The organism is Chromobacterium sp. CCUG 30098, assembly GCF_059916605.1.
Genome location: NZ_JAUCGS010000008.1, coordinates 185,843 through 198,872, shown reverse-complemented (window position 1 = coordinate 198,872; position 13,030 = coordinate 185,843). Strand labels below are relative to the sequence as shown.

Annotated in this window: 12 protein-coding genes; 9 read left to right on the top strand and 3 right to left on the bottom strand. The window is 66.2% G+C overall.

Annotation, left to right across the window (positions count from 1 at the left end; translation table 11 throughout):
- The first annotated feature begins 88 nt into the window (after window positions 1-88).
- Window positions 89-1,120, top strand: a complete 1,032-nt coding sequence (locus QUG03_RS18140) for a substrate-binding domain-containing protein (protein ID WP_227107874.1) — start codon at window positions 89-91, stop codon at window positions 1,118-1,120.
- A 120-nt stretch (window positions 1,121-1,240) separates the two neighbouring features.
- Complete coding sequence (gltX, locus tag QUG03_RS18135; protein ID WP_500820612.1) at window positions 1,241-2,626, top strand: glutamate--tRNA ligase; 1,386 nt, start codon at window positions 1,241-1,243, stop codon at window positions 2,624-2,626.
- Window positions 2,627-2,743: 117 nt separating this feature from the next.
- Here gltX and QUG03_RS18130 read toward each other — a convergent pair whose 3' ends face one another.
- The 3 genes from QUG03_RS18130 to QUG03_RS18120 form a co-directional block, all read right to left on the bottom strand.
- A complete protein-coding gene (locus QUG03_RS18130; RefSeq protein WP_500820611.1) occupies window positions 2,744-3,538 on the bottom strand; it encodes an iron-containing redox enzyme family protein in 795 nt (264 codons plus the stop codon).
- A gap of 96 nt (window positions 3,539-3,634) precedes the next feature.
- Window positions 3,635-6,058: a putative bifunctional diguanylate cyclase/phosphodiesterase gene (locus QUG03_RS18125; protein WP_107799649.1), complete on the bottom strand. Its 2,424-nt coding sequence runs from the start codon at window positions 6,056-6,058 to the stop codon at window positions 3,635-3,637.
- Between the two features lie 479 nt (window positions 6,059-6,537).
- Window positions 6,538-7,047: a winged helix DNA-binding protein gene (locus QUG03_RS18120; RefSeq protein WP_081546777.1), complete on the bottom strand. Its 510-nt coding sequence runs from the start codon at window positions 7,045-7,047 to the stop codon at window positions 6,538-6,540.
- A 155-nt stretch (window positions 7,048-7,202) separates the two neighbouring features.
- Between QUG03_RS18120 and pxpB the strand changes: the two genes are divergently transcribed.
- From pxpB to pcp, 7 genes are all read left to right on the top strand, one after another.
- The gene (gene pxpB / locus QUG03_RS18115) at window positions 7,203-7,865 is read left to right on the top strand and encodes a 5-oxoprolinase subunit PxpB (protein ID WP_227107880.1); all 663 of its coding nucleotides are present in this window, start codon (window positions 7,203-7,205) and stop codon (window positions 7,863-7,865) included.
- On the top strand, window positions 7,858-8,790 hold the full coding sequence (locus tag QUG03_RS18110; protein WP_500820610.1) for a 5-oxoprolinase subunit C family protein: 933 nt from the start codon (window positions 7,858-7,860) through the stop codon (window positions 8,788-8,790). Before pxpB ends, QUG03_RS18110 begins: the two co-directional genes overlap by 8 nt.
- Complete coding sequence (pxpA, locus tag QUG03_RS18105) at window positions 8,775-9,512, top strand: 5-oxoprolinase subunit PxpA (RefSeq protein WP_500820609.1); 738 nt, start codon at window positions 8,775-8,777, stop codon at window positions 9,510-9,512. The genes QUG03_RS18110 and pxpA overlap by 16 nt, the downstream gene beginning before the upstream one ends.
- Before the next feature lie 63 nt (window positions 9,513-9,575).
- A complete protein-coding gene (locus QUG03_RS18100) occupies window positions 9,576-10,289 on the top strand; it encodes a DUF969 domain-containing protein (protein WP_107799645.1) in 714 nt (237 codons plus the stop codon).
- On the top strand, window positions 10,286-11,272 hold the full coding sequence (locus tag QUG03_RS18095) for a DUF979 domain-containing protein (protein WP_486635371.1): 987 nt from the start codon (window positions 10,286-10,288) through the stop codon (window positions 11,270-11,272). Before QUG03_RS18100 ends, QUG03_RS18095 begins: the two co-directional genes overlap by 4 nt.
- A gap of 9 nt (window positions 11,273-11,281) precedes the next feature.
- On the top strand, window positions 11,282-12,292 hold the full coding sequence (locus QUG03_RS18090; RefSeq protein WP_500820608.1) for a DUF2891 domain-containing protein: 1,011 nt from the start codon (window positions 11,282-11,284) through the stop codon (window positions 12,290-12,292).
- Window positions 12,289-12,933 (top strand): pyroglutamyl-peptidase I, encoded by a 645-nt coding sequence (pcp, locus tag QUG03_RS18085; protein WP_500820607.1) that lies wholly within the window; start codon window positions 12,289-12,291, stop codon window positions 12,931-12,933. The genes QUG03_RS18090 and pcp overlap by 4 nt, the downstream gene beginning before the upstream one ends.
- Window positions 12,934-13,030 lie beyond the last annotated feature (97 nt).

The following is a 13,030-nucleotide window of genomic DNA, read 5'->3' as shown; positions in this document are numbered from 1 at the left end:
AGGTGGCCGGCAATCGGCGGCCCCGTCCCGCGCTTGCGCAGGCCGGGGCTGTTTTGCAATCGAGTCCGCGGCGGCATGGCGCCGCCGCATGAGGAATAGGCTGTCGATGAGCGGCTACAAGCGTTTGACCATAGACGACATCGCCGAACTGGCCGGCGTGTCGCGCACCACCGCCAGCATGGTGCTCAACGGCCATGCCGAGCGCTACCGCATTTCCCGGGCCACGGTGGAGCGGGTGGAGAAGGTGGCGCGCGAGCAGCACTTCAACCCGTCGCAGTCGGCGCGCTCCTTGCGCTCGCGGCGCAGCAACTCGGTGGGGCTGGTGATTCCCGACCTGACCAACTCCGCCCACGCGGCCTTGGCCCAGGCGATGGAGGAACTGTGCCGCCAGCGCGATTACCAGATGCTGCTGGTGACCAGCGACGAAGATCCGCGACGCGAGGCCGAGGTGATGGCGCATCTGGCGGCGCGGCAGGTGGACGCGATGATCGTGGTGCCGTGCACGCACGAGGCCAAGTCCTACCAGAAATGGGTGCGGCGGCTGCCGCTGGTCTTCGTCGACCGCCGGGTGGACGGCAGCGGCATCCCGTCGGTGGTGACCGACGGCTGCGCCAGCGTGGAGCGCCTGGTGGGCGACGCGCTGGAGCAGGGCGTGTCCGAAGTGGTGTTCTTCGGCGGCCAGCCCGAGCTGTCGCCCAGCCGCGACCGTCTGCAAGGGTATCGTCAGGCCTTGGCGCTTCACGGCGTTGAGGAAGGGCCGGGCTGGGTGTGCCATCGCGATTATCTGCGCCGTTCCGGTTTCGAACTGATGCAGCAATGGCGGCAACAGCATCAACGCCTGCCTCAGGCTTTGTTCACCGCCTCGGTGTCGCTGCTGGAGGGCGCGCTGGCCTTTCTCAATCAGCATTGCGGTCTGGCCAACGCGCCGCTGCGCCTGCTGACCTTCGACGATCACTCCTTGCTGGACTGCCTGCCGCTGCGCGTCGACGCCATCGTGCAGGACAGCCGCGAAATGGCGGCGCGCAGCCTGGACCTGGCCCTGGCTCTGCTGGAAGGGCAGACGCTGACCGAGCCGGAGGCCCTGGTGCCGGCCAGCCTGCACCGGCGCTGGCCGGATTAGGGTCTGTTGAACTCTGTTTTTCCCCGGCGGAAAAACAAAGCTCAACAGACCCTGGGGTTTGCTGCCGCTTCGCCAGCCGGCGTACAATAGCCGTTTCACGATTTTCGAGCCTGAGTCACCATGATCCGTACCCGTTTCGCTCCCAGTCCCACCGGTTATCTGCATATCGGCGGCGTGCGCACCGCGCTGTTTTCCTGGGCCTACGCCCGCAAGAACGACGGCGTGTTCGTACTGCGCATCGAGGACACCGATCTGGAGCGCTCGACGCCGGAGTCGGTGAAGGCGATTCTGGACGGCATGCACTGGGTGGGCCTGGATTACGACGAAGGCCCGTTCTACCAGACCCATCGTTTCGACCGTTACAAGGACGTGATCCGGCAATTGCTGGACTCCGGCCACGCCTACCTGTGCTATTGCAGCAAGGAAGAACTGGAAGCGATGCGGACGGAGCAGGAAGCGCGCGGCGAGAAGCCGCGTTACGACCGCCGCTGGCGTCCGGAAGCCGGCAAAACCTTGCCGGCCGTCCCCGCGGACGTGACCCCGGTAGTGCGCTTCAAGACCCCGCTGGACGGCGTGGTGGCCTGGGACGACGCGGTCAAGGGCCGCATCGAGATCGCCAACCAGGAACTGGACGATCTGATCATCGCCCGTCCGGACGGCAGCCCGACCTATAACTTCTGCGTGGTGGTGGACGATTGGGACATGCAGATCACCCATGTGATCCGCGGCGACGACCACGTCAACAACACCCCGCGCCAGATCAATATCCTGAAGGCCTTGAACGCGCCGCTGCCGGTGTACGGCCATCTGCCGATGATCCTCAACGAGGACGGCCAGAAAATGTCCAAGCGCCGCGACGCGGTCAGCGTGGTGGACTACGCCGACAAGGGCATTCTGCCGGAAGCGCTGCTCAACTACCTGGCGCGCCTGGGCTGGGGCCACGGCGACGACGAGTTCTTCTCCATGGAGCAGTTCGTCGAGTGGTTCAGCCTGGAAGCGGTGAGCGCGTCCGCCAGCCGCTTCAACCATGAAAAATTCATGTGGCTGAACGCCCAGCACATCAAGAGCGCGGACAACGGCCGCCTGGCCGGACTGATCGCGCCGCGCCTGTCCGCCGCCGGCGTCGAGCTGGCCGGCGGGCCCGCCATCGAGGAGGTGATCGCCCTGGTCAAGGAGCGGGTGCAGGACCTGAACGCGCTGGCGCTGGAAGTGGATTATTTCTACCGCAAGCGCGAGGCCGCCGCGGCCGACGTGGACAAGCATCTGTCCGGCGACAGCGTGGCGCGCATGGGCCGTTTCGCCGACAAGCTGGCGGCGCTGGACGCCTGGTCCGCGGAAGGCATCCACGAGCTGTTCAAGCCTTTCTGCGCGGAAGAGGGCATCAAGATGGGCCAGTTGGGCATGCCGCTGCGCGTGCTGGTGTGCGGCACCACGCAGACGCCGTCGGTGGACGCGGTGCTTGCCTTGATCGGCAAGGACGAAGTGCTGCGTCGCCTGCGCGGCTGAGCCGGCCGTCGACGTTAAAAAACCGCCCCGCAAGCGTTGGCTTGCGGGGCGGTTTGTTTTAGGCGGCACGCCCATGCGGCGCAGGCGCGCGCCTCTTGCCAGGCCTTGAACAGATCCTCAGGCCAGCGCCGGCTCGGCGTAGACGCGCGCGCAAGTCTCAGGCGCGGGCTGGCTCATATAATGATCCAGCAACAGGCGCATGTAGCGGTGGCTTTGGCAGATGGCGTGGCGCAACTCGGCCACTTGCTGCGCGCTTGGATTTTCGCCCACCAGGGTGACGATGATTTCCAGCGCCTCCCAGGGGTGTTCGTCGTCGTAATGCGCGTGCAGCGCCAGCCATTTCATCGCCTTGGCGCGCTTTTCCTTGGGGAACTGCCGGGCGTAGTCCTCCTTGGAGCAGACGGCGGCGCACCATTCTCCGGTGGCGCCTTCGATGGCGTAATTGGTGGCCGCCATCGCCACCTCCAGCGATTCGCGCTCGCAAACCTGATGGCACCAGTGGCTGAGGCTCAGCGTTTCCAGCGCCTGGGGGTTGCGCAGCAGGCTGTCCGTGTCCACGCCGGACGCCGCGGCCCATTGCACCCAGTGGTCGGCGTGGTTCTGCTCCACCCGGATGTTGCGGATCAGGTAGCGGCGCGCCATATCATGGCCGCGATGCTGGCCGTAGCGCACTTTCAGCAGGTTTTTGGCCATGTATTGCGGAAACTGTTCGATTACCGGCCAGCCGCCGCGCAGAAAGGCCTGGTGGATGGCGGCGGGCAGCACGCCGTCGCGCATTTGCCGGAACAACTCGTGTTCCACCACCTGGCGTTTGAAGGCGTCGCAATGGCGCACCAGCTCCCGCGTCCATTCCGGATAGCTGTGGAGGTCCATCAGCGGGCCGCTCCTGACAAAACCGATCTCTTTACTCATGGTGTCCCCTTTCCTTAGAAGCAAAGCCGGGCCAAGCCGGCCAGACGCGGCGGCCTCCCGGCCGCCCAGATCCGGCCTGACGACCAGGCCGGTAGCCTATTGCTGTCGCATTCGGCGGTCTCCATGCGCGTGGCGGAAGCCGAAGGGCTCCGGCCGGCTCAGGTGGAAGCCCTGGGCGTAGTCCACGCCCAGCTTGCGCAGTTCGGCCACGATCTCGGGCGTGTCGACGAATTCGGCGATGGTGCGCTTGCCGGTGACGTGGCCGATGTGGTTGATCATTTCCACCATGGCGTGGTCTATCGGGTCCGTCGCCATCTCGCGGACAAAGCTGCCGTCGATTTTCAGGAAGTCCACCGGCAAGTGCTTCAGGTAGGCGAAGGAGGACATGCCGGTGCCGAAATCGTCCAAGGAGAACAGACAGCCGATCCGGCGCAGCTCGTGGATCAGCCGTTGCGCGGCTTCCAGATTGGCGATGGCGTTGGTTTCGGTGATCTCGAAACAGATCAGCTCCGGCGGCACGCCGCTGCGCTGGAACTGCTGCTGCACGAAGGCGAGGAAGCCGTCGTCGCACAAGGTGGAGCCGGACAGATTGATCGCGCAATGCCGGATGTCCTGATTGCCGGCGCGGCGCAGCAGGGCCAGCTCCTGAAACACTTTTTCCACCACGATGCGGTCGATTTCGGTCATCAGGCCGTAGCGCTCCGCGATCGGCACGAACAAGCCGGGGGGCACCTGGCTGCCGTCGTCGGCGTTGAGGCGCAGCAGCACTTCGACATAGCGGCCGCGTTCCGGATGGGCGGCCAGCGGGACGATGTCCTGGGCGTAGAGAGTGAAGCTGTCGTCGCGCAGCGCCTGGCGCAGCCTTTGCACCCAGTCCATTTCGTGAAAGCGCGCCGACACTTCGGAATTGTGCGGGATGTGGAGCTGGATGCGGTTGCGGCCTTTTTCCTTGGCCATATAGCAGGCGATGTCGGCCGACCGCATCACCTCGGCCAGCGAGGTGTCGGCGTCGGACACGCAGACCAGGCCGATGCTGGCGCTGATGGAAAATTGGTTGCCTTCCCACTGGAAGCTGCATTCCATGATGGCCTGGCGCAGATTATTGGCCTTGGCGATGGCGGATTCCACCGAGCTGTTGCCGAGCAAGACGCCGAACTCGTCGCCGCCCAGCCGCGCCAGCGTGTCCGAGGCGCGCAGCCGCCGCGCCACCGAACGGCTGATCTGGCACAGCAGTTCATCGCCGGCGGCGTGGCCGTAGGTGTCGTTGATCAGCTTGAACTGGTCCAGATCGATGAACATCAGCGCCAGCGACGCCTCGGCCTGGCCCAGCTGCTTGATCGCCTTGATGGCGCGGGTTTCGAACTCCCGGCGGTTGAGCAGGCCGGTCAGCGCGTCGTGGCTGGCCTGCCAGGACAACTCGTTGATGTATTGCTGTTCCGCGGTATTGTCGTGCAGCACCAGCACGATGCCGTATTGCTCGCCGCGGCGGTCGCGTATCGGCGCGGCCACCAGGCTGACCTGCAGCGGAATCGCGTTGTGGCGCAGCATGTTCAGCTTGGGATAGGTGCGGCTGCTTTCGTCCAGCCGGCAGAGCTCGGCGAAGCTCAGCGTGCTGTCCTTGTCCTGCCCCTGTTTGATCAGGCTGAGCAATTCGTCGAAATGCAGGCCCAGGCTTTCCGTCTCCAGGTGGCTGAGCATGCGCTTGGCGCTGTGGTTCAGATAGATCACCGCGCCTTGCATATTGAGGGTGATCACCGCGTCGCCTATCGATTGCAGGGTGATCTCGGCGCGTTGCTGCTCAGCCTGCAAGGCGGCCTTGTAATTGTCCGAGGCCTGGATCAGCCGGCGGATCTGCAAAATGGTCAGCAGCACCAGCAGCAGGCCCACCAGCAGATTGACGCGCCAGACCGCCTGGCTCACCTCGCGCGAGGCGTTGCCCAGCACGCGGGAAAAGCCCTGGGCCGGCGCCTTGACCGCTTCGTTGATCTCGGCGATCTGCGAGGTGAGGGCGGCCTTGTCGTCCTGGCTCAAGGAGCCGTCGGCGTAACCTTGGCGCAATTGCTCGCCTATGGTCTGAATTTCCTGCAGGTAGTAATCGCCGATTTTCCAATAGCGGATGGCTTCGGCCAGATAGCTGACGTGGTGAAACCACAGATAGGCGCGGATGATGTTTTCGATGTCGTCGGGGTGGTTGCCGCCGTCCAGAAAGCCTTGGCGCGCGGTGTCCAGATCCGGCGGCTTGCGGTCCAGCGCCAGCCGCGCCCGGTGGTCGCCCAATTGGATGGAGATGGCCAGCCGATAGCGTTGGAAGTCGTGGTCGGAGCCGGTTTGAGCGTAGCGGGTCAGGTGGTAGATGGAGTCCTTCTGCGCTTTAGACCACAGGCCTTCCCCCGCCACGTAGGCGCGGGCGGTGGACACCACGTAGAGGCTGAACGCGCTTAGCGCCACCTGCATGACGACAATGAGCAGGAAGGGCAGCACGACAAAGAGCAACTGTCGGTTGGCGGTATTCGACCTCATGGCGGTTCCGGCTGATGAATATGGTAACTATGCGGCTAATGGTCCCCATCAAGCGCCGCCGCCGACCTCTCCGGCCCGAGCGGCGAGCCGGCGCCGCGCTTGAGTCCGGAGCCTGCCCGTCGCGGCGCGCCCGCCGACGGGCGGAAGTTCACCGGTCTATGTGCTGGTGTATGGCGTTTTTATCATCCCATTCGAAATTATTCAATGTTTTTGACAACTATATCGAATGTTTATTTTAGATGAGAAAGTTTGATAATAAATGAATAGCCTAATTTCCATGGGCTTGCTATTGGCTTGACCATGGCGGCGGCCGGCGCGCGCAAGGCGGGGCGGGGAGCGGTCGGCGCGCGTGCGCGCGCCGGTGGGAAGCGGCGGCGCGAGAGGAGAAAGAGGGCTGGTCCGCGGCCGCCGCGCCGGATCTCTTATGAATGGGTTTTCAACGCCGTATCGCTGAAGCGCCGCGGACTTTGAAGCGCTTCTTACATGGAGGCGGCGTCGCGAGAGGCCTGGTCGTACAAGCTGGCCAGCATGCGCAGCAACTGGGCGTTGTCGCCGATATCGGCCTGTTGGCCGCCGTTGTCTATCAGCGCGTTGATCAGGCATTGCTCGCGGACGTCGCGGTAGCGCTGGCACAGTTCCACGCCGGCCTGGGTGGTGGCGAACAAAGCCTCCTTGCCCACCTTTTCGCTGCCGACATAGCCCATCTTCACCAGCTTCTTCAGCGCATAGGACACCACGTGCGTGTCTTCGATGTTCAGCACGAAGCAGATGTCCGCCAGTTTCTTGCTGCGGCCGCGGTGGTTGACGTGATGCAGCAGCGACACCTCCATCGCGGTCATATCGGTTTCTCCCGCGGCCGCCATGCAGCGGATCATCCAGCGGTTGAAGGCGTTGTTGGCCACGATCAGCCCGAATTCGAACTCGGACAGTTCGGCGCAACGCTCCGAAACCAGATGCGATGAGGAGACGATATTGCGTTGAGCGTTCATGGACGGGCCTGGCGACGAGGTGGCTGGCCGGCCAGTATAGCAAAACGTCATTTGTGCTGGACATCGCCAATAAATACAAATAATTTATAGATGTTTTGTCTGCAAAATAATAAATTCGAGCGCCGCGAGGCGGACGGTTGCATATGGAGAATGGTTTGGCATCGAACCCAATGCGCTATTACTTGCTGGGCGAACGCGCCGCCGTGCTGGAGAGCGCGAAGCCGGCCGATCTGGCGTGTCAGCGCCGCATCTGGTGGCTGGCGCAGACGCTGACGGGCGCGGCCGGGCTGATCGACGTGGTGCCCGGCATGAATAATCTCACCTTGATTTTCGATCCGGACGCCGACGACGGCGAGGCCTGGCTGGAGCGCTTGCGCCGCGGCTGGGCGGCGGCGCAAGAGGCCGAGCCGCGCTTGCGGCGGGTGGACGTGCCGGTGCGCTACGGCGGCCGCCACGGTCCGGACCTGGCCGCGGTGGCGGCGCATGCGGGCTTGAGCGAGGAGGATGTCGCCGCCGCTCATGCCGCGGCCGACTACGTGGTGTACTTCCTCGGCTTTCAGCCCGGCTTCGCCTATATGGGCGGCTTGCCCGAGCGCCTGGCCACGCCGCGGCGCGCCGAGCCCCGGTTGGCGGTGCCGGCCGGCTCGGTGGGCATAGGCGGCGGCCAGACCGGCATCTATCCGGCGACCAGCCCCGGCGGCTGGCAGATCATCGGCCGCACTTCATTGAAATTATTCGATCCGCGGCGCGCGGAACCGTCCCTGCTGCTGCCGGGCGACAGCGTGCGCTTTGTGCCGCAGGAGGGCGGAGATGATTGAAATCACGCAGGCCGGCATTCAAAGCACGGTGCAGGACCTGGGCCGGCGCGGCTTGCGCCACCTCGGCGTGGCGCAAAGCGGCGCGCTGGACGCGCCGGCCTTGATCATGGCCAACCGCCTGCTGGGCAATGCCGCGGACGCGGCCGGCATCGAAGTGGCCCTGGGGCCGTTTGGCGTCCGCTTTCTGCGCGACGGCTGGTTCGCCTTGATGGGCGCGGATTTTGACGCGGAACTGGACGGCGAGCCGGTGTGGAGCGGCTGGCGTTATCCGGCGCGCGCGGGCCAGCGCCTGCTGCTGCGCGGCTGCCGCCACGGCATGCGCGCCTATCTCGCCCTGGCCGGCGGCATCGACGCGCCCCTGGCTCTGGGCGCGCGCGCCACCGATCTGCAGGCCGGTCTGGGCGGTTGGATGGGGCGGGCGCTGGAGGCGGGCGACCGCTTGCCGCTGGGGCCGGCGGCGGCGCTGTCTGGCCGGCTGGGACGGCGCAATCTTGCTTGGTCGCCGACGCTGCGCGCGCTGCCGGGCCCGGAGTGGCGGCAATTCGCCCGGGAGGCGCGGCAGGCCTTCAGCGAAGGCGAGTGGACGGTGAGCTCGCAGAGCAATCGCATGGGCTACCGCCTGCAGGGCGACGCGCTGGCGCGCGAGGCCGACGGGGACTTGCCGTCCCACGGCGTGCTGCCCGGCGTGGTGCAGGCGCCGCCGGGCGGCCAGCCCATCGTGTTGCTGGCGGACGCGCAGGCGACGGGCGGCTATCCGCGCATCGCCTGCGTGATCGAGGCGGATTTGTGGAAGCTGGCGCAGGCGCGGCCGGGCGCCAGGCTGCGTTTCGAGATGGTGGACGCGCAGCAGGCGGCGACGGCGCGCGCGCGTCTGCGCGGGTACTTGCAGGGACAGGACTGGAGTCAGGCATGCAGATCGATTTGAACGCCGATATCGGCGAGGGCTGCGGCGACGACGCGGCGATCATGGATCAGGTCAGTTCGGTGAACATCGCCTGCGGCTGGCACGCGGGCGACGCCGAACAGATGTGGCTGGCGGTGCAGGCGGCGGCGCGGCGAGGCGTGGCGCTGGGCGCCCATCCCGGCTTTCCCGACCGGGAGCATTTCGGCCGCCGGACTATGCAGCGCGCGCCGGAGCGGGTGTACCAGGACGTGTTGTACCAGGTGGGCGCGCTGGCGGCCATGGCCAAGGCCGCCGGAACGCGGCTGCGTCACGTCAAGCCGCACGGCGCGCTGTACAACCAGGCGGCGCGCGATCCGGCGCTGGCCGACGCCGTCGCCCGCGCGGTGAGGGATTGGGATCCTGAGCTGAGGCTGGTCGGCCTGGCCGGCGGCGAGTCCGGCCGCGCGGCGCGGCGCCACGGTCTGCAGGCGGTGGAAGAGGTGTTCGCCGACCGCGCCTATCTGGCCGACGGCAGCCTGGCGCCGCGCGGAACGCCGGGCGCGGTGATCGAAGACGCGGAGCAGGCTTTGCGTCAGACGCTGGATCTGGTGCTGCGCGGTCGCGTGGCCTGCCTGGACGGCGGCGAGCTGGCGCTTCGCGCCGACAGCGTTTGCCTGCACGGAGACGGCGCGCACGCGCTGCTCTTCGCGCGGCTGCTGCGCCAACGCTTGGAACAGGAGGGGGTACACATCGTCGCCTTGTGAGCGTTAGCCGGAAACTAGAGCCGTCCGCAGGCGGCCATTTCCATCATACAAAGGAGAAACTGCATGGATCTTGCATCCTATCTGCCCCTGGTGGGCATTCCCGTCGTGGTGGCGGGCTTCGCTTTGCGCTTCAATCCGCTGCTGGTGGTCACCGCCGCCGGTCTGAGCACCGGCCTGGCGGTCGGCATGGACCTGGGGACGCTGCTGGAAACCTTCGGCGAGAAATTCCTCAATAGCCGTCAATTGGCCACCTTCATCCTGATCCTGCCGGTGATCGGCCTGCTGGAGCGCTACGGTTTGAAAGAGCGCGCGCAGCAATGGATAGCCGGCATCAAGAGCGCCACCACCGCGCGCATCCTGATGCTGTATTTCGTGGTGCGCGAGCTGACCGCGGCGCTGGGCCTGATCAATCTGGGCGGCCACGCCCAAACCGTGCGCCCCCTGCTGGCGCCGATGGCGGAAGGCGCCGCGGCCAATCAGCTGGGAGAACTGCCTCAGGCGCTGCGCGACCGCATCCGCGCCCATGCCGCCGCCTGCGACAATATCGCCGTATTTTTCGGCGAGGACATCTTTATCGCCTTTGGCGCGGTCTTGCTGATGGACGCCTTCCTCAAGGAAAACGGCATCGCCAATATCGAGCCGCTGCACATCGGCCTGTGGGCGATTCCTACCGCCATCAGCGCGCTGATCATCCATATGGCGCGCTTGGCGCGGCTTGACGCCAGTCTGCAAGGCGATATCGCCGCCTGGCGCGCGAAACAGGAGGCCGCGGCATGAATGCATGGTTCAGCATCAATGACGTTTATTATCTGATAGGCATCGTGGTGATGCTCCTGGTGGGCATGACGCTGCGCGACCGCGGCAACCCCAAGCGTTACACCACCGCGCTGTTCTGGTTCTTGTTCGGCGCCACCTTTTTGTTCGGGGACTTGATGACGGCCGTTTTGGGCAAGGCGATGACCTACCGCCTGGTGGGACTCGTTGTTGTCGCGCTGGCCCTATTGGCCGGCGCCGGCCTGCTGGCTCCGGGCAGTTATGGCCAAAGAAGCGATGGGCAGCGGCAGGACGCCGCCCAGCGCCTGGGCAACAAGATCTTCCTGCCCGCCTTGCTGATTCCCCTGCTGACCGTGACCTGCACCTTGGCGCTGAAGGGCGTGGGGGTAGGCGGTCTCGCCTTGCTGGATCAGAAGCATCTGACCCTGGCCGCCTTGGCGGTGGCCTGCGTTTGCGCGGTGCTGCTGGGCTGGAGGCTGACCGGCGGAACGCCGCTGCAGGCGGTGCGGGAATCGCGCCGTCTGGTGGACGCCATCGGCTGGGCCGCCATCCTGCCGCAGATGCTGGCGATGCTGGGCGGGGTGTTCGTCGCCGCCAAGACCGGCCAGGCGGTGCAGGAAGCGGTGAGCTTGTTCGTGGATCCGGGCAATCGTTTTCTGCTGGTGGCGATCTACTGTATCGGCATGGCCCTGTTCACCATGATCATGGGCAACGCCTTCGCGGCTTTCCCGGTGATGACCGCCGGCATCGCGCTGCCTTTCCTGATCGTCGGCCATCACGCCGACGCGGCGCCGCTGGTGGCGATAGGCATGTATTCCGGCTATTGCGGCACGCTGATGACGCCGATGGCGGCCAATTTCAATATCGTGCCGGCGGCCTTGCTGGAGCTGAAGGACCGATATCTGGTGATCAAGACCCAGATTCCCACCGCGCTGGCTTTGCTGGGCGTGAATATCCTATTGATGTATTTCATCGTGTTCCGTTGAGGAGACCGCATGAATCCGCAACAAGCATCCAAGCTGGCGGCGCTGCCGCTGGCCGGCCTGGTTCGGGAATATCCGAATCTGCTGAGCCATCTGCTGAACGGGCCGGAGGACGCGCGCGCGCCGCGCGATTTGCACCCGGTGTTCTACGGCTGCTACGACTGGCACTCCGCCGTGCACGGCTTCTGGCTGCTGGCGCGGCTGGCTCGTCGTTTCCCGGCCTTGCCGGAGCAGGCCGAGATCGCCTCCCTGTTCGCCGGCCATTTTACGCCGCAGGCTTTCCAGGCGGAGGCGGACTATTTCGCCGCGCCGGGCCGCGCCAGCTTCGAGCGGCCCTATGGCTGGGCCTGGCTGCTGGCCCTGGCGCAGGAGCTGGAGGCCTGGGATCTGCCGCAAGCCGGGTCATGGCGGGCGGCGATGCAGCCGTTATTGGCCTTGATCCGCCAGCGCTGGCTGAGGTTTCTGCCTTTGCAGGATTACCCGATCCGCGGCGGCGGGCACGCCAACACCGCCTTCGCCTTGCTGCTGAGCCTGGACTACGCCCGCGCCGCCGACGATGCCGAGCTGGCGCAGGCGCTGGAGGCGGCCGCCCGGCGTTACTTCCTGGCCGATGCGGACTATCCGACGCGGCTGGAACCGAGCGGCGACGACTTTCTGTCGCCCAGCCTGTGTCAGGCCTTGCTGCTTGGCCGGCTATTGTCGGCCGAGGCGTTCCGCGACTGGCTGCGCGCCTTCTCGCCGGATTTGCCGCGCAGCGCTGCCTTGCTGAGCCCGGTCCGGGTCAGCGACGGCTCGGACCCCAAGATCGGTCACCTCATCGGTCTGAATTTGAGCCGCGCCTGGTGTTTGCGCCAGTTGACGGCCGCCTTGCCGCCGGATGACGCTTGGAGGCCTCTGCTGAATCAAAGCGCGCGGGCGCATCTGGACGCCGGCCTGCCGCATGTGGTCAGCGGCCATTACACCGGCGAGCATTGGCTGGGGACTTTCGCCCTGCTGGCCTTGGAAGAGGGGGAGTGCGAATGAGCAAGACCATTTTGTTGACGGGCTTCGAACCGTTTGGCGGCGAGAGCGTGAACCCGTCGTGGGAGGCCGTGCGCCGGCTGGACGGCGAGACGCTGGCGGGCGCGGCGGTGGCGGCGCGGCGGCTGCCCTGCGTGTTCGGCGAGGCCTTGGCCGCGTTGCGCGAGGAGATGGCCGCGCTGCGGCCGGCGCTGATCGTGGCGGTGGGGCAGGCGGGCGGGCGGCCCGAGCTATCCTTGGAGCGGGTGGCGATCAATGTCGACGACGCTCGCATCGCGGACAACGCCGGGCGACGGCCGATAGATAGGCCGGTGGTGCCGGGCGGGCCGGCCGCCTATTTCAGCACCTTGCCGATCAAGGCTCAGGCGGCGGCGCTGCGCGCGGCGGGCATTCCGGCGGAGGTGTCGCAGAGCGCCGGCACCTTTGTCTGCAACCATGTGTTCTACGGCCTGATGCACGCCTTGGCCGGAACGCCCGCGCGCGGCGGCTTCATTCACATCCCGTATCTGCCGGAGCAGGCCGCCGCGCATCCCGGCGCGGCCAGCATGAGCTTGGAGACGATAGTCGCCGGCTTGAGGCTGGCCCTGGAAACGGCGTTGACGGCGACGACGGACATCGTGGAAACCGGCGGGGCGACGCATTAGCGCGGTGTAGGATCCACGGCGCGGCACGGCGGGTACGGTCTGCAAGCGTTCCCGCGCCGCCGCATGCCGCGCTCCCCGCCGCGAAGCCTGGCGGTGT

Excerpts from the sequence above, each read along its gene's own strand:
- QUG03_RS18130 (WP_500820611.1), bottom strand. The coding sequence starts at position 3,538 with ATGAGTAAAGAGATCGGTTTTGTCAGGAGCGGCCCGCTGATGGACCTC.
- pxpA (WP_500820609.1), top strand. The coding sequence starts at position 8,775 with ATGCAGATCGATTTGAACGCCGATATCGGCGAGGGCTGCGGCGACGAC.
- QUG03_RS18090 (WP_500820608.1), top strand. The coding sequence starts at position 11,282 with ATGAATCCGCAACAAGCATCCAAGCTGGCGGCGCTGCCGCTGGCCGGC.
- QUG03_RS18100 (WP_107799645.1), top strand. The coding sequence starts at position 9,576 with ATGGATCTTGCATCCTATCTGCCCCTGGTGGGCATTCCCGTCGTGGTG.
- gltX (WP_500820612.1), top strand. The coding sequence starts at position 1,241 with ATGATCCGTACCCGTTTCGCTCCCAGTCCCACCGGTTATCTGCATATC.
- QUG03_RS18120 (WP_081546777.1), bottom strand. The coding sequence starts at position 7,047 with ATGAACGCTCAACGCAATATCGTCTCCTCATCGCATCTGGTTTCGGAG.
- QUG03_RS18140 (WP_227107874.1), top strand. The coding sequence starts at position 89 with ATGAGGAATAGGCTGTCGATGAGCGGCTACAAGCGTTTGACCATAGAC.
- QUG03_RS18125 (WP_107799649.1), bottom strand. The coding sequence starts at position 6,058 with ATGAGGTCGAATACCGCCAACCGACAGTTGCTCTTTGTCGTGCTGCCC.
- QUG03_RS18110 (WP_500820610.1), top strand. The coding sequence starts at position 7,858 with ATGATTGAAATCACGCAGGCCGGCATTCAAAGCACGGTGCAGGACCTG.
- pcp (WP_500820607.1), top strand. The coding sequence starts at position 12,289 with ATGAGCAAGACCATTTTGTTGACGGGCTTCGAACCGTTTGGCGGCGAG.
- QUG03_RS18095 (WP_486635371.1), top strand. The coding sequence starts at position 10,286 with ATGAATGCATGGTTCAGCATCAATGACGTTTATTATCTGATAGGCATC.